This is a genomic window from Leptotrichia buccalis C-1013-b (assembly GCF_000023905.1).
GTDB classification, from domain to species: Bacteria; Fusobacteriota; Fusobacteriia; order Fusobacteriales; family Leptotrichiaceae; genus Leptotrichia; species Leptotrichia buccalis.
In genome coordinates, this window is the sequence record NC_013192.1 from 660,905 (window position 1) to 677,283 (window position 16,379).

The 16,379-nt window shown below is 31.8% G+C and carries 14 protein-coding genes and 1 other RNA gene; 13 read left to right on the forward strand and 2 right to left on the reverse strand.

Features of this window, described 5'->3' with window-relative positions; genetic code table 11:
- Positions 1-192: 192 nt before the first annotated feature.
- Together LEBU_RS03035 and LEBU_RS03040 are read left to right on the forward strand one after the other, a co-directional pair.
- Positions 193-420 (forward strand): hypothetical protein, encoded by a 228-nt coding sequence (locus LEBU_RS03035; RefSeq protein WP_015768855.1) that lies wholly within the window; start codon positions 193-195, stop codon positions 418-420.
- 80 nt (positions 421-500) lie between these two features.
- Positions 501-998 carry a GNAT family N-acetyltransferase gene (locus LEBU_RS03040; RefSeq protein ID WP_015768856.1) on the forward strand — a complete coding sequence of 166 codons (498 nt, stop codon included), beginning with the start codon at positions 501-503 and terminating at the stop codon, positions 996-998.
- Between the two features lie 277 nt (positions 999-1,275).
- Here the strand turns inward: LEBU_RS03040 and adhP are convergent, their stop codons facing one another.
- Positions 1,276-2,319 carry an alcohol dehydrogenase AdhP gene (gene adhP / locus LEBU_RS03045; RefSeq protein ID WP_015768857.1) on the reverse strand — a complete coding sequence of 348 codons (1,044 nt, stop codon included), beginning with the start codon at positions 2,317-2,319 and terminating at the stop codon, positions 1,276-1,278.
- 452 nt (positions 2,320-2,771) lie between these two features.
- Complete coding sequence (locus LEBU_RS03050; RefSeq protein WP_015768858.1) at positions 2,772-3,287, reverse strand: hypothetical protein; 516 nt, start codon at positions 3,285-3,287, stop codon at positions 2,772-2,774.
- Between the two features lie 216 nt (positions 3,288-3,503).
- On the opposite strand from LEBU_RS03050, the gene rapZ reads away from it, so the two are divergent.
- The 11 genes from rapZ (at position 3,504) to ffs (ending at position 16,347) form a co-directional block, all read left to right on the forward strand.
- Entirely contained in the window at positions 3,504-4,391 is an 888-nt protein-coding gene (rapZ, locus tag LEBU_RS03055; RefSeq protein WP_015768859.1) for an RNase adapter RapZ, read from the forward strand.
- A 9-nt stretch (positions 4,392-4,400) separates the two neighbouring features.
- On the forward strand, positions 4,401-6,185 hold the full coding sequence (gene uvrC / locus LEBU_RS03060; RefSeq protein ID WP_015768860.1) for an excinuclease ABC subunit UvrC: 1,785 nt from the start codon (positions 4,401-4,403) through the stop codon (positions 6,183-6,185).
- 16 nt (positions 6,186-6,201) lie between these two features.
- Complete coding sequence (locus tag LEBU_RS03065) at positions 6,202-7,218, forward strand: hypothetical protein (protein WP_015768861.1); 1,017 nt, start codon at positions 6,202-6,204, stop codon at positions 7,216-7,218.
- A gap of 412 nt (positions 7,219-7,630) precedes the next feature.
- A complete protein-coding gene (locus tag LEBU_RS03070; RefSeq protein WP_015768862.1) occupies positions 7,631-9,148 on the forward strand; it encodes an ABC transporter ATP-binding protein in 1,518 nt (505 codons plus the stop codon).
- Positions 9,141-10,208: an ABC transporter permease gene (locus LEBU_RS03075; protein ID WP_015768863.1), complete on the forward strand. Its 1,068-nt coding sequence runs from the start codon at positions 9,141-9,143 to the stop codon at positions 10,206-10,208. Before LEBU_RS03070 ends, LEBU_RS03075 begins: the two co-directional genes overlap by 8 nt.
- 46 nt (positions 10,209-10,254) lie before the next feature.
- Entirely contained in the window at positions 10,255-11,124 is an 870-nt protein-coding gene (locus tag LEBU_RS03080) for an ABC transporter permease (protein WP_015768864.1), read from the forward strand.
- 28 nt (positions 11,125-11,152) lie between these two features.
- On the forward strand, positions 11,153-11,908 hold the full coding sequence (locus LEBU_RS03085) for a class I SAM-dependent methyltransferase (protein WP_015768865.1): 756 nt from the start codon (positions 11,153-11,155) through the stop codon (positions 11,906-11,908).
- A gap of 96 nt (positions 11,909-12,004) precedes the next feature.
- The gene (locus LEBU_RS03090; RefSeq protein ID WP_015768866.1) at positions 12,005-12,544 is read left to right on the forward strand and encodes a DUF2716 domain-containing protein; all 540 of its coding nucleotides are present in this window, start codon (positions 12,005-12,007) and stop codon (positions 12,542-12,544) included.
- Between the two features lie 18 nt (positions 12,545-12,562).
- Positions 12,563-15,391, forward strand: a complete 2,829-nt coding sequence (gene uvrA, locus LEBU_RS03095) for an excinuclease ABC subunit UvrA (protein WP_015768867.1) — start codon at positions 12,563-12,565, stop codon at positions 15,389-15,391.
- A gap of 113 nt (positions 15,392-15,504) precedes the next feature.
- Positions 15,505-16,029, forward strand: coding sequence for a DUF1439 domain-containing protein (locus LEBU_RS03100; protein WP_015768868.1), 525 nt, complete (start codon positions 15,505-15,507; stop codon positions 16,027-16,029).
- 53 nt (positions 16,030-16,082) lie between these two features.
- An RNA gene (gene ffs, locus LEBU_RS11680) (signal recognition particle sRNA large type) lies at positions 16,083-16,347 on the forward strand.
- Positions 16,348-16,379: the final 32 nt, after the last annotated feature.

The window sequence follows — 16,379 nt, forward strand, 5'->3', positions numbered from 1 at the left end:
AAATATTATACTCTAAAAAAATTAAAATTCTAGTTTAAATAAAAAAAATACCAAAATTTCTTTTTATACGATAAAGTGTATAATTTGAATCCTCATAAAAATACAGGTAAAATAGGTCATAAAATTTTTGAAAGTATGATAAAAATGTATAATTTTGATGAAATAAATAGATAGACAAGGAACAAATGCCTCTTGAGTACAGATGGATTTCGAGGGTATATTTTTCATGCTGTTGAAAATATAAAATTTCCTCATAAAAATGAAGAATTAACAATGTTTTTGGTAAATAATGCCGGTATATTGCTGAAAGCTGAAAATATGTTTATTCAAAATGCAGACTGCTTTATTAAGGTTGAATTTGGCTTATTTAAAAGGTGTATTATCGGAAGGACTGAAAAAGATTTGGGAAGCTATGAATAAAAAATAAAATATTAATAACTAGATTTGTGTTTTCTGAAATGATATAATTTAATAACAAAAAGTTGAAGGGAAAATAAATTATGAATATTAGAAAAGCAAAAATGAACGATTTAGACGAAATAACAGCAATAGAAGCAGAATGTTTTCCAGCAAGTGAAGCTGCAACTAGAGAATCTTTTGAAGGGAGATTGTTGATTTATCCTAATTATTTCTGGATCCTTGAAGAAGAAGGGAAAGATGGAAATAAAAAAATTGTGAGTTTCGTGAATGGAATGGTGACAGATAGTCCTAATTTGGAAGATGAAATGTATGAAAATCCTCATTTACATGATGAAAAAGGAAATTGGCAAATGATTTTTGGAGTGAATACGCTGCCTGAATATAGAAAGAGAGGATATGCTGAAAAATTAATCAATGAGCTTATTTTTGAGGCAAAAAGTAAAGGTAGAAAAGGGGTAGTCTTAACTTGTAAAGATAAACTTGTTTCATATTATTCAAAATTTGGTTTTGAAAATGAAGGAGTTTCAGAGTCTGTTCATGGCGGTGCTGTCTGGTATGAAATGAGATTGAGATTTTAAATTTAATTTTTCAAAATTAATACTAAATCCCATTAAAATAACAAATTTATTATAAACTTTTTTAACAAAAGATAAAAAGTTAGTGTTTCCAAATAGTTAAAATATAATTTTACTGTTATTAAACAAAATAATCTAATACTAAATCTTATTTAGAAAATAGAAATTATGTTAAGTTTTAATTTCTCGCTAAATAAAATTTAAGTATAAATAATAAAAAATGTAACTAACAATCAAGTTAATTACATTTTTTTATTTATTTAGATGAATTTAAATGAAATTAGTGTTTGTGTCCACAACCACAAGAATGTGAGTGCATATCGATTACCATACGCCCTTGAATTGTTCCTTCTTCCATTTCTTTAAAAATTTCAGGAGCTTCGTCGATATTTCTTGTTTGAACTACTGGAACAACCAATCCTTCTGCTCCAAATTGGAATGCTTCTCTTAAGTCTTCCCTTGTTCCAACAAGCGATCCGATTACTTCGATACCATCTAATACTGTTTTTACGATTGGCAAGTCCATAGTTTCTGATGGAAGTCCAACTGCAACAACTTTTCCAGCGGCTCTTACTGAATCAATACCTTGATTAAATGCAACTTTTGATACAGCAGTAACTACAGCAATATGAGCTCCAAGCCCACTTAATTCCTTAATTTTTGCAACAGGATCTTCTTTTGCACCATTTATTATATAGTCAGCTCCAACTTCTTTAGCAAGTGCTAATTTATCATCGTTTATATCAACAGCGATTACATGAGTATTAAATACTTTTTTAGCATATTGAACTCCCAAGTTTCCTAATCCTCCAGCACCGTAAATTACTACCCATTGTCCAGGTTGAGGTTTTCCAACTTTTATTGCCTTATAAGTTGTAACTCCTGCACAAGTGATGCTGCTAGCTTGAGCTGGATCTAATCCTTCTGGAACTTTTACTGCATAATCAGCTGTAACAATACATTGTTCAGCCATTCCTCCGTCAGCAGAATATCCTGCATTTATTACATCTCTACACAATATTTCTTGTCCATTGATACAGTATTCGCATCTTCCGCATCCTTCAAAGAACCAAGCAATACTTACTCTATCTCCAGGTTTTAAAGATGTTACACCATCTGCAACTTCTCTCACAATTCCAATTCCTTCATGTCCCAAAACTCTTCCTGGAACTTTTCCAAAATCTCCATGAGCCACATGTAAATCAGTATGGCAAACACCGCAATATTCCACATCAACTAACGCTTCTCCTGCTTTTAGCCCTCTTAATTCTTTTTCTACAACTTCTATTCCAGTTCCTTCTTGATTAACTACTACTGCTTTCATTATATTATTTCCTTCCTATAGTTTAATTTATAAATTTAATTATGTGAATAACTGTTCATATAATAATATATACCTCATAAATTTAAAAAAGTCAAATATTTTTTAATAATTTTTTATAAAAAAGAAAAAATTGATTTTTATTAGGGCGTGTCTGAAAACTATCAAAATAATGAATTTTTAACAAGTTTTTCCAAAATCAAAAATAATAAATACTGATTTTATCGTGATTTGTAAAATTAAAAATAACATAGATTTTGAGTTTTCAGACACAGCCTAATTTACAAGGCATAATTGAATAAAAGATTTAAAGAAAATGAGGAGAAAAGAGAATGAGAAAACTTCCTATTGGTATTGAGGATTTTAAGTAAATTACTAAAAGTCAGTTGTAAATAAAAATAAAAAAATTAATCAGTCTTATTTTTATTTGCTATAAAAAAAGAGAAACAGATTTTCTATTTCTCTCCTAAAACTTTGTTATTTTTGATTTTAACACTTTTTATAGAATTAAATTTTTTGTTGCTTCCTAAGTAGAGTAAAGGTTTTTTATATTGCAGTTCGTAGGATATGGTACTTATAAGAGTAAGAGCGTATTTGTCTGGCTTGGTATCTTTTCCATCTTTTGTTATTAATTTTTTTAAATTAAAATTCCAAAGATAAAGATTTGAATTTTTATATTCTAATTCACTTTCAAATTTGGCTTTTCCAGTAGTCAGTTCAGAAGTAGCTCTGTCTTTAAATTCATAATCAGCGTCAATTATAAGTTTATCATTTTCAAAGTAGACTGTCGGGTTGGAAAGTTTCATATCTCCAAGTGTATACATTGATTTTTTGATTGGAAAGTGTGATTTAACAGCAGAAATTATCATTTCTTTTGGAATTTCTATTTGATTTTGTGTAAATATATAGGTACTGATGGCAATTATGGAAAGGATGGCTCCTAAAATTATAAAATTAATAGATTTTTTCATATTATTTCCTCCAAATTCAAATTAAAATAATATTATCATACAAGGCTTTTAAAGTACTTAGAATAGGTATTTAAACAATAGATGAAAAAATAAAGCAGTAAAATAATTGTTACTAAAATATTTCAAAAATAATTTATGTAAATGAAAAATTTATGGTATAATTAACAAAGAAAAATATAAAAAAAATGGGATAATAATAAAACGAGAGGGAGTAAGATGACAATGGAAGATGAAGGAGAAAAAAAAGAACTTGTTATAATAACAGGAATGAGCGGTGCAGGAAAATCGGAAACAATGAATTTTTTTGAGGACAGGGAATATTTCTGTATTGACAATTTTCCGATAAGTTTGTTTCAGTATCTGAATGAAATATTTTTGAGCAACAAAAAAAGAAATAAAGTTGCGGTTGCAATAGATATAAGAAATCAGGAATTTATAGAGCAGTTTTTAAAACAGCTTGAGTTTCTAGACAAAAATGAAATAGACTACGAAATTATATATCTGGATGCAAGAACAAATGTACTGCTTAGCAGATACGAACTTTCCAGAAGAAAACACCCTTTAAATTTATATGATACACTTCTTGAAAATATAGAGGCTGAAAGGAAAATAATCAAGGACTTTATGCTAAAGGCGGATTTGGTTATAGACACGACTAAAACGTCTGTAAAGGAACTTCAGAAAATACTGGAAAAGGAATATTCAGGGAAAAAAGCAAAATTAAGTGTAAATCTCACTTCTTTTGGATTTAAGAATGGAATACCGCTGGATTTGCATTTGATGTTTGACTTGAGATTTTTGCCAAATCCTTATTATGTCGAAGATTTAAAGCGTAAAACTGGGAATCATAAAGATGTACAGGATTATGTAATGGGACTTCCAGAAAGTCAGGAATTTTATAAAATGCTTCTTGATATGCTTGAATATCTGATACCGAAGTATGAAAAGGATGGGAAGTCGCATTTGCGTATAGGAATAGGATGTTCAGGAGGGCAGCATAGATCTGCAACTTTTGTAAATATGCTATGTAAAGATTTGTCTGAGAGGCTGGAATATAAGATAACAAAATTCCATAGGGAAATAGGTGGTAAAACGGAGGTATAAAAAGGCGAAATGGAAGAAGAAATAAAATCACCGATTAAATATAAGGATATTCCCACTCATCCTGGAGTTTATCTGATGAAAAATGAGCGTGGAAAGATTATTTATGTGGGAAAGGCAAAAAATTTGCAAAATAGGGTAAAATCTTATTTTATGAATATAAATTCGCATAACCAGAAAACGATGGAATTGGTTAAAAATATTAAGGATATTGAGTTTTTTATCTGTAAATCAGAAGTCGAGGCACTTATTCTAGAAAATAACTTGATAAAGAAGAATAAGCCAAAATACAATATTTTATTAAAAGATGAAAAGACTTATCCATATATAAAATTTACAAAAGAAAAATTTCCTAAAGTGGAAATTGTGAGAAGTACGAAAAAATTAAATGAAAATGCAGAATATTTTGGGCCTTATCCGATGGGAATATTTTTTGCAATGAAAACTTTACTGAAAATATTTCCAATGAGGGATTGTAATCGAAGTATGGATAAAATAACAAAACCTTGTTTAAAATATTATATGAAAACTTGTCCAGCACCTTGTAAATACAAAGATATCGAAGATGAGTACAGTACAAATGTCAAAAATTTCAAGAATTTTTTGAAGGGACATTCTGACAAAGTTATTGAAATGCTGGAAAGCCGAATGAAAAAGTTTAGTGATGAAATGGAATTTGAGCGTGCAATTAACGAGCGTGAAAAGCTGGCTGTGCTGAAAAGAATGCTGGAAACACAGATTATTGAATACAGCAAGGAAATTGATGAAGATGTGTTTGTATTTGAGGAAAAAAGGGAAAATGTGTTTTTGTGCGTGCTTAATATTCGGGAGGGAAAAGTTATTAATAAAAACGATATAATAATTTCGCTGGAAAGAAGCCAAGAAGAAAATCTGTTCGAGCGGTTAATTACTTCGTATTATGAAAAAAGGAATATTCCAAAGCATATTATTTGTGATGAACGATTTATGTCAAGCGAACTTTTGATAAAAGAATGGGCAAAAATTGAAAAGCATAAGGAAATAAAACTTCATTTTCCAAAAATAAACAGCAGAAGATTGCAGCTTTTAGAAATGGGGTATCTAAACCTGCGTGAAGAGGTAGATAAATACTATAGAAAACGGCGTATGGTTCAAGAAGGATTGCGTAATTTAAAGAAAGAATTACGGTTGAAAAGTTTGCCTTACAGAATAGAATGTTTTGATATTTCAAATATTCAGGGAAAAGATGCAGTTGCAGCGATGACGGTGGCACTTGATGGTGAAACAACACCAAAGGAATACAGACATTTTAAAATTACTGTAAAAGATACGCCCGATGATTTTTTAATGATGAGAGAAGCATTAACACGAAGATATTCAAAAATAGAAAATGATAAAATGCCCAATCTGATTTTAATTGATGGTGGAAAAGGGCAGCTTGGAGTGGCTGTGGATGTGCTGGAAAAACTTGGGAAAATAGAACATACCGATGTAATTGGAATTGCAAAAAGAGAAGAGGAAATTTTTAAAAGTTATGAAAGTGAGCCGTATTTATTTGAAAAAACAGACGAAACATTGAAAATTTTGCAAAGATTACGGGATGAAGCCCATAGATTTGGAATTACACATCATAGAAAATTACGAAGCAAGCGAAATGTAAAAAGTGCATTGGACGATATTACAGGAATCGGACCAAAACGTAAAAAAGAATTAATAAAAAAATTTGGATTGATAAAAAATATACGAAATGCGACATTGGAGGAACTAATGGAAGTTGTGCCAGAAAATATTGCTATTTCGATAAAAGAAAATTTATAAGATTAGGAGGGAAACCTTGAAAAAATTAATAATTTTAATATTACTTGGGTGCAGTATGACGAGTTTTGCTCTTTTTGATAAAATAAAAAAGGAGATAAAATGGAAAGAAGAGGAACAGCCACGATTTAAACCGGTAAAAGTGATGATTGATGGGGAAGAGAAAATGCGGAAAGTTATACCGGGACGATATGAGATAAAATTGTTTGAAATTACATATCCGACTGATTTGTTTGGAAAAAATAGGTTTTATAATGAATTTAACACTTTTTTGAAAAATATAAAGGCAGGGAAAAAGTATTCATTGCTTTTGGAAAATAGATTTTACCAGGAAATGCAAGATATAAAAGTGGATCAGTTGTCGGAAGAGGAAAAAATATTGGAATTACCGGCATCTTCTCTTGATGACTATTATAAACAACAAATTGTTGCAATGTCAGGGGGTGCCAATTTGAAAGAATACATTGGAACAGATCAGGAATATTTGAATAGACAAATTTTTGTGTTGTATGAGCTTCTTAACAAGCTAGATTTTAATCCAAGTAATGTTTACTCTGAACTGGATAAGGAGTTTTTAATTGAAGAATTGAGAAATCTTAGAAAAGAAGTTGTAGAAAACTTTGAAAAATCGAATGTTGAATTTTTTATAAAAGAAAGTTATGAAAATTCAGGATTAAATAAATTTAAAGATGATTCTGTGTACAAATTTGACAAAGATATTGTACTTTCTGATAAAATAGAGGATCAAGCGGTATTACCAGAGCTTCAGAGAAATATCTATTTAACAGGTTTTCCTGATGAAATTATTGAAAAACTTGCAAAAAATCAATTAAAATTAAAAAAAACACCATTGTTACTTGAAAATAACGAATATAGGGGGTATACTTATAACGAAGACAACGTAGTTGTCTTTATTGGAGGAGAAAATCCTAAGTATTATTATAAGGATTATAAGATAAATGTGGTTAAAAAACATATAGCAGTGCTTGATTTGTTAAAAACAAGTTCAAATTATTATGTGTCAGATTTTTTTTAAATAATTAAATTGAAATAAGTTTTAATATAATGAATATTATATAACTGAAAGACACATTGTGCGTCAAAGAACATTACAAAAATTGCTAAATGAAAAAAGAAAGAAGTTGGGTGGAATGGATTAAAAGCGATTGTTTTATGAAAATAATAAAATATTATATGATTATGTTGTGACAATCTTTTTTTGGATAACAAGCATTATTGGATTTTGATCAATAATTTTGGAAAAGACAGGCAACTTGGAACAAATACTTATGTTTGGCGTGATTTTTGTATTATTTGTTTTTAAGTTGCTATATCTTAATTAAAAAAGAGAAGCACAATATATTTTTTTTTAAATTGTTTTATAATATGTTATAGATAAATAAGTGGAAACAAATTTAACATAAATAATCTTTATAGAAGGAGGAAAAATGAGCGGTTATATTTTGGAAATGAAAAATATACGGAAAGAATTTTTGGGCGGAAAAATTGTCGCAAATGATGATATTACGCTGAAGGTGAAAAAAGGGGAAATTCATGCGATTGTTGGGGAAAACGGAGCTGGAAAGTCTACGCTTATGAAGATTTTGAATGGGCTTTATTCTCCAACTTCTGGTGAGATTTTTTATAAAGGGGAAAAAATTGATATTGATAGTCCTACAACTGCCGCAAATTTAGGAATTGGAATGGTTTACCAGCATTTTATGTTAATAGACACGTTGACAGTTGCTGAAAATATGGTTTTGGGATTTGAACCTAAAAAGAATGGGGTATTTTTTGACTTAAATACTGCGAGAAAGCAGGTTAGGGAAGTTTCCGAAAAATATGGGCTGAATATTGATCCAGATGCGAAAGTATCAGATCTGTCAGTTGGGATTCATCAGAGAATTGAGATTCTAAAGGTATTATTTAAAGGTGCAGAACTATTGGTATTTGATGAGCCAAGTGCAGTGCTTACGCCACAGGAAGTAAAAGAGCTTTATGAGATTATGAGAAATCTTATAAAGGAAGGAAAAACGATTATTTTTATTTCACATAAATTACAGGAAGTGCTTGATTTATCAGATAATATTACAGTTATTCGACGTGGAAGCGATGTTGGGGGATTGAAAACTAAAGAAGCAACAAAAGAAAAAATTGCAAATCTTATGGTTGGGCGTGTAGTACTGTTTGAAGTGAAACGTCCAGATGTGAAACTAGGGAATGTGGTTGTAAAAGTTGAGAATTTGACTGTAAAAAGTGGAGGCATTGAGAAAGTTAAGGATGTTTCGTTTGAAATCCGTGAAGGTGAAGTATTAGGAATAGCTGGAGTGCAGGGAAATGGACAGACTGAGCTTATTGAGGCTTTGGCAGGCCTTGCAAAAGTTGATAGCGGAACTTATTTTATAGATAATGATGAGCTGGAAAACAAGACGCCAAAACTTATTAAGGAAAAGGGGCTTTCCCACATACCTGAAGACAGACATAAAAGGGCGACTATTGATGATTTTACAATGGAAGAAAATATGGCTTTGGGACTTCAGGATCAGTATTCTAAAGGGGTATTGCTTAATTATAGTGAAATTGAAGGAAAAACTAATGAATATATAAAAAAATATGATATTAGACCGACAGATGGAAAAATCAAATTTGGTGGGCTATCTGGTGGAAATCAGCAAAAAGTCGTTGTAGCAAGGGAATTGGAACGTGAAAACAAATTTATCATTGCGGCACAGCCTACGAGGGGAGTCGATATTGGTGCAATTGAGATGATTCACAATACAATTTTGAATGAAAAAACTAAGAAAAAGGCGATAATGGTTGTTTCGGCAGAATTATCAGAAGTAATGGCATTAAGTGACAGGATTGCAGTAATGTATTCAGGAAAAATTGTAGGGATTCTGGATAGAAAAGATGCAACAACAGAAAAATTAGGAATATTAATGGCAGGAGGAAAAATAGATGATTAAAAATAAGATAAGGGATTTTCTACCATCTATAATTGCAGTATTAATCGCATTAGTTATTGGTGGAATAATAATGATAACAAAAGGTGTAAATCCATTTATGGCTTACATTGATATGATGCGAGCTGCTTTTTATCAGGCTTCTCCAAGATCTCCATTCTTTAGTGGACTTGCAAAAACGTTATTTATTGCAACGCCATTAATATTTTCGGCACTTGCTGCAATGGTAGCCTTTAAAGCGGGATTATTTAATATCGGAATGCAGGGACAAATGATTGCTGGAGGACTAGCAGCGACTTTCTGGGCAATTACATTTAAAAATTATGTTTTTGGAAATATATTTATTGTAATAATTGTAGCTGTAATTGCAGGATTTTTATGGGCTGGAATAGCTGGGCTGCTACGTGCAAAGTTTGGAGTGAATGAAGTAATTAGCACAATTATGTTAAATTATATTATGATTGAAATACAAAATTTCATGTTAAACGGAATTTTAAAAGATCCAACTACACAAAATACACAATCTCCGCGTGTTTTTGAAGGGGCAAGACTGCCGCTGCTTTTTGCAAAAGTTACAAAGCAAAATTTGAATTTTGGTTTCATAATTGCAGTTCTTTTGACAATAGGGTTGTTTTTCTTTTTCAAATATTTCAAAAAAGGATACGAGATAAAAGCAGTCGGGCAAAGCGACACAGTTTCTGAAAATGCAGGAATTAATCCAAAATATATTATGTTTTTGGCAATGGGAATTGCTGGAGCGTGTGCTGGACTTGGAGGAGCTGAACGTGTTTTAGGTGGAGCTTCAGAGTACACATATACAGAGCTTATTATGGGAGATTATGGATTTACAGGACTTGCGGTGGCGCTTCTTGGAAAAAACAACCCATTTGGAATATTAGTTGCGGCAATATTTTATGCGGCACTTGAAGTTGGGGGACAAATGTTACAACAAAGATATCAGATTGACAAGGATATTGTATTTATTGTACAAGCGTTAATCATAATTTTTGTAGCATCAGAAAATTTATTTAAATTTATGCTTAATAAAAAGAAGGCAGCATAAATTTAGTTATTAAATAAAAAATATTGAGTCAGAAAGGAAAAATAAAATGAATATATTACAGCAAATATTTAATTTATTACAGCAAACAATAATAATAGCACCTCCAATTCTAATAACAGCCGTAGGAGCGTGTATTTCTGAAAAAAGTGGAGTTGTTAATATCGGACTTGAAGGAATTATGCTAAGTTCAGCATTTGCAACAGCAGTTGCTAATATAACTACAGGAAATCCATATTTAGGAATAATTTTTGGAATGGTAGTGGGAGTTTTAATTTCACTGATTCATGCAGTAATCAGTATCAACCTTAGAGGAAATCAAATTATAAGTGGAGTTGCAATAAATCTATTTGCAGCTGCAATAACTTCATATTCAATAAAAACTATCTTTAAAACTGCTGGAAGCACTCCGTTAGCAAAGTCATTGGCAAATCGTCCATTAATGATAATTGTAATCTATGGAATCGGCATAGCAATGTATTTCTTCTTGTATAAAACTGTTTTAGGTTTGAGAATCCGTTCAGTTGGAGAACATCCATTAGCGGCTGATACAGTTGGGATAAGTGTTTATAAGACAAGATATATCGCTGTACTTATATCAGGTGCATTAGGAGGACTTGGCGGGGCTTATCTTACAGCTGTACTGCTTCCGTCTTTTTCAAACAACATGTCAGCAGGGCGTGGATATATCGCCTTGGCAGCAATGATTTTTGGGAAATGGAATCCGATAGGAGCGATTTTAGCAAGCCTGTTATTCGCTTTTGGACAAGCATTCGCCGATGTTTCCAAAACCATAGGACTCCCAATATCTCAGCAATTTTTGACAATGATACCGTATATTTTGACATTGTTGGCGTTGGTTGGATTTGTAGGAAAATCGAAAGCACCGAAGGCATCAGGATTGCCATATGAAAAATAAAATTTGATAATTAAAAAAAGGAATAAAAATGACAAAATCTTATCAGGAAATAAATGCAGAAACAATTAACCGATGGATTGAAGAAGGCTGGGAATGGGGACAGCCAATTAGCCATGAAACTTATTTAAACGCTAAAAATGGTAATTGGAATGTCCTCTTAACACCAGTAAATCCTGTACCTCACGAATGGTTTGGAAACTTAAAAGATAAAAAAATATTAGGACTGGCTTCTGGTGGTGGACAGCAAATACCTATATTTACAGCTTTAGGTGCAAATTGTACTGTGCTGGATTATTCAGACAAACAGCTAGAAGCTGAAAAAATGGTTGCAAAACGGGAAAAATATGAAATAGAAATTATCAAAGCCGATATGACAAAAAAATTACCATTTGCAGACAACAGTTTTGACATAATTTTTCATCCAGTAAGCAACTGCTACATCGAAAAAGTTGAACCAGTTTTTAAAGAATGTTACCGGATCCTGAAAAAAGGTGGAATTTTATTGTGTGGTCTGGATATTGGAACAAATTATACTGTAGATGAAAAGGAAGAAAAAATCATTAATAGTCTTCCGTTCAATCCATTAGTCAATGAAGAGCAAAGAAAACAACTGGAAGAACAGGATTGTGGAATTCAATTTTCTCACACAATATCAGAACAGATAGGTGGACAATTAAAGGCTGGATTTAGACTAACAGATATTTATGATGATACAAATGGATTTGGAAGGTTGCATGAACTTAATATTGCAAGTTTTGTGGCAACAAGAGCAATAAAAGAATAAAAATGAAAAAGCTGTTTTGTAAGTTTTTCAAAAATAACTGACTTATGAAGCAGTCTTTTTTTGTGTAAAAATTTTTATAGACTGGAGTATGAAAAAATGGTAATATTAGATGACGAAGAATATAATAAAGTCTGGGATATAGTTTATGATAGATTTAATTTTAATCCTAGTGTTGATAAAAAAGAAATAGCGTTTGAATTTAAAGAGCCATATATAGTTTATGATATTAGTTATCATTATGAAAATTTAGAAGAAATTAAAGGGTCTGTAGTTTGGGGATTTAAAAAAGAAGTTCGGGATAAAATAACGGAAATCTTTTTAAAATGTACTAAGGAAAATGAGGAATTGTATGCATTGGATTGGCAACATTCTTGCTTTAGATATAATCCTCGTATCAAAGATGAACCTAAATTTATAGAAGTTAAAGATGAACGCTACTGGGGTGGTGGTTATACTGCGTATTTTCCAACATATTCTCCAAATGGGGATTATTATTTTTTTATTGATGTTAATTTTCGTTTTGGATATTTAGGACATCCATGGCAACAAAAAGTTTGGATATATGGAAAAAAATTGATTGAAGAATTTAAAAAAGCTGATTTAGAGGGATTTAAATTAATTGAGGAAAAAAATTAGAGAGGAACATCGAAAAGAATGAAAGACAACAAGATAAAAATTATTGGAGCAAGAGAGCATAATTTGAAGAATATTGATATTGAGATTCCTAAGAATGAGCTTGTGGTAATTACAGGGGTTTCGGGGAGTGGGAAATCTTCGCTTGCGTTTGATACGATTTATTCGGAAGGGCAAAGAAGATATGTGGAGAGTTTGTCGGCTTATGCGAGAATGTTTATTGGGCAAATGCAGAAGCCTGAATTGGATAGTATTGAGGGGCTTTCGCCGGCGATTTCGATTGAGCAGAAAAGTGTTTCGAAAAATCCTCGTTCAACTGTTGGGACAACTACGGAAATTTATGATTATATGAGGCTTTTATGGGCACATATTGGAGAGGCACATTGTCCGATTTGTCATCAGAAGGTGGAAAAACAGTCGATTCAGGAAATTGTGGATAATCTTGTGAATGGACGGAATGAAAAGGATAAGTTGATAGTGTTATCACCTGTTGTTATTGATAAAAAGGGGACTCATAAAAATTTGTTCTTGAATTTGCAGAAAAAAGGATTTCAGAGAGTTCGGGTAAATGGTGATATTTTGGATTTGAATGATACAATTGACTTAGATAAGAATAAAAGACATAATATCGAAGTTGTTGTAGATAGGCTTGTTGTAAAAAAAGATGACAAGGAATTTTTGAGCAGAATTACAGAAGCTATCGAAACAGCGAGTGAGCTTTCTAATGGAAAAATTATTGCAAATGTGAATGGAGAAGACAACAAGTATAGTGAAAATTTTTCTTGTCCAAATCATCCCGATGTGATTTTTCCAGATGTTGTGCCAAGACTGTTTTCATTTAATGCACCTTATGGGGCTTGTGAGGTTTGTAACGGGCTTGGTTCAAGGCTGGAAGTGGATGAGAACAAATTGATTGTAGATGAAAATTTGTCAGTTAATGAAGGTGGAATTGTTTTTCCAGGAGCGACTACGAAAAAAGGGTGGAACTGGGATTTATTCACAGCAATGGCAAAAGCACATAAAATCGACTTGGATAAAAAGGTGTCTGAATTGACTCGGAAAGAGAAGGATATAATTTTTTATGGAAGTAATAAGAAGTTTAAGTTTTCTTGGAGCGGGGATAGTTTTAGTTATAATGGAAATAGAGAATTTGAGGGAATTGTGAATGGTATTGAACGTCGATATAGAGAAACTGCTTCGGAATCGGCAAAGGAAGAGATGGAAGCTAAATATATGACGGAGAGAACTTGTAAGACTTGTAAAGGAAAAAGACTGAAAGATGTTGTTTTGGCGATAACTGTAAATGATAAGAGCATTATTGACTTGACAGAGGTAAGCGTTGTTGATGCACTGAAATTTTATGAAAATATTACGCTTACAGAAAAGCAAATGCAAATTGCAGCTGAGATATTGAAGGAAATAAAAGAGCGGTTAAAATTTATGATAAATGTGGGGCTTGATTATTTGAGTCTTTCCAGAATGACAAAAACCCTATCTGGTGGGGAATCACAGAGAATAAGGCTGGCAACTCAGATTGGAAGTAGGCTTACAGGCGTGATTTATGTGCTGGATGAGCCAAGCATTGGACTTCATCAGAGAGATAATGATAAATTACTTGCAACATTGAAGGATTTACGTGATATTGGGAATAGCCTGATTGTTGTTGAGCATGATGAGGATACGATGAGGGAAGCTGATTATCTGATTGATATAGGACCGGGAGCTGGAATTAACGGTGGAAAAGTTGTTGCGCAAGGTACTCCAAAACAAGTTATGAAAAATAAAAAATCATTGACTGCACAATATTTGAATGGGAAAATAAAAATAGAAGTACCTGAAAAAAGAAGAAAAGCCACTAAAGAAATTATTTTGAAAAATGCGAAGGGAAATAATCTGAAAAATGTTACAGTACACATTCCATTGGAAGTATTTACTGTGGTTACAGGAGTTTCTGGAAGTGGAAAATCTACATTGATAAATCAGACTCTTTATCCAGAACTTCACAACAGGCTGAATAAAGGAAAATTGTATCCGCTAGAAAATAGTGGGATAGAAGGTCTTGAACATTTGGAGAAAATTATTGATATAAACCAGTCGCCAATTGGAAGAACTCCTCGTTCAAATACTGCAACTTATACGAAAATATTTGATGATATAAGAGATTTATTTGCTCAGACAAATGATGCGAAAGTAAGAGGATATAGCAAGGGAAGATTTTCGTTTAATGTGAAAGGTGGAAGATGTGAAGCTTGTAGCGGTGCTGGAATTAATAAAATTGAGATGAATTTCCTACCTGATGTTTATGTGGAATGTGAAGTTTGTAAGGGAAAACGTTATAATAGAGAAACGTTGGAAGTGCATTACAAGGGTAAAAGTATTTCGGATGTGCTGGATATGACGGTTGAGGAAGCATACGAATTTTTTAAGAATATTCCGGCACTTGAGAGAAAATTGCAAACATTAATTGATGTGGGAATGAACTATATCCAACTGGGACAACCTGCAACAACACTTTCTGGAGGGGAAGCTCAAAGAATAAAACTTGCTACAGAACTTTCTAAAATTTCACGTGGGAAAACAATTTACGTACTGGATGAGCCTACAACTGGACTTCATTTTGAAGATATTAGAAAACTGCTGGAAGTACTGAATCGTCTTGTGGAAAAAGGAAATACAGTACTTGTAATTGAACATAATCTTGATGTTATAAAATATGCTGATTATATAATAGATATAGGGCCTGAAGGTGGGCATAAAGGCGGACAGATTATTGCACAAGGTACTCCAGAAGAAATAATAAAATCTCGAAAATCACACACAGCAAAATTTTTAAAAAAATATCTGAAATAAAATTTAGATTTAAGGTAAAACTAATTTTAAAAATATGAAATAATAAATAAAGTTTTGTATTATTTAAATAAATAAAGGAGTTTATTAAATTAAGAAAAAGGAGAAGATTGGTTATGAAAAAGAAAAATTTATTTTTAAAAACATTGTTTCTAATGTTAATAATAATGTTTGGAGTAATTTCCTGCGATTTTTTGGCAAATAAGACGATTCGTGTGCCAAAATCAGTAATTGAATCGAAAGCAAAAGAAAAATTTCCAATTACAAAAAACTTTCTAGTAGGGAAAATTACTGTAAAAAATCCTAAAATATCATTTAAGGATAATAGAATTTATATAGAAACAGATTACGATGCCTCACTGTTGGCAAACAGATCAGAAGGAGTTATTGGGTTAAATAGTGAAATCAAATTTGATCAGAAAACAAGCCAGCTTTATTTAGTGGATTTACAGGTGGACAAAATATTGGATAAAAACGGAAAAGATATGATAAGCACACCAGCCGCAAAATCATTAAAAGCTTTAGTTTCAAATTATTTGGAAACAAATCCTGTTTACAAGTATGATCAGGAAGGAAAGAAAAAGAAGGTTAAGGTAAAAAATATGTTTATAAAAAATGGGAAGCTATTTGTTCAAACCTAATAAATATTTTTATAACATTGACAATAATCAGAAAAAATGATATACTATTTCAGTCATACTAGCCGGGGAGTTAGCGGTGCCCTGTATCTACAACCCGCTTTAGTAGAGGTGACGTCAAATTTGAGGGAAGTTTTAGTGTCAACGTCTTATTTTAAAAGTGTTGAGAAAATAGTCCTGTATTGTAGAGGGCTAGCGAAATGTGTCAGGTCGGGAACGAAGCAGCACTAAGTTAGTTTCTTTAGGTTTACAGGGTAGCTGTTTTTGAGCTTTTAGATTAAGAAACGGATGGTAGAATGTTTTCGAGAATTTGACGTATGACTTTTTATTTTTTAGTTTAAAAATTCAAAGTT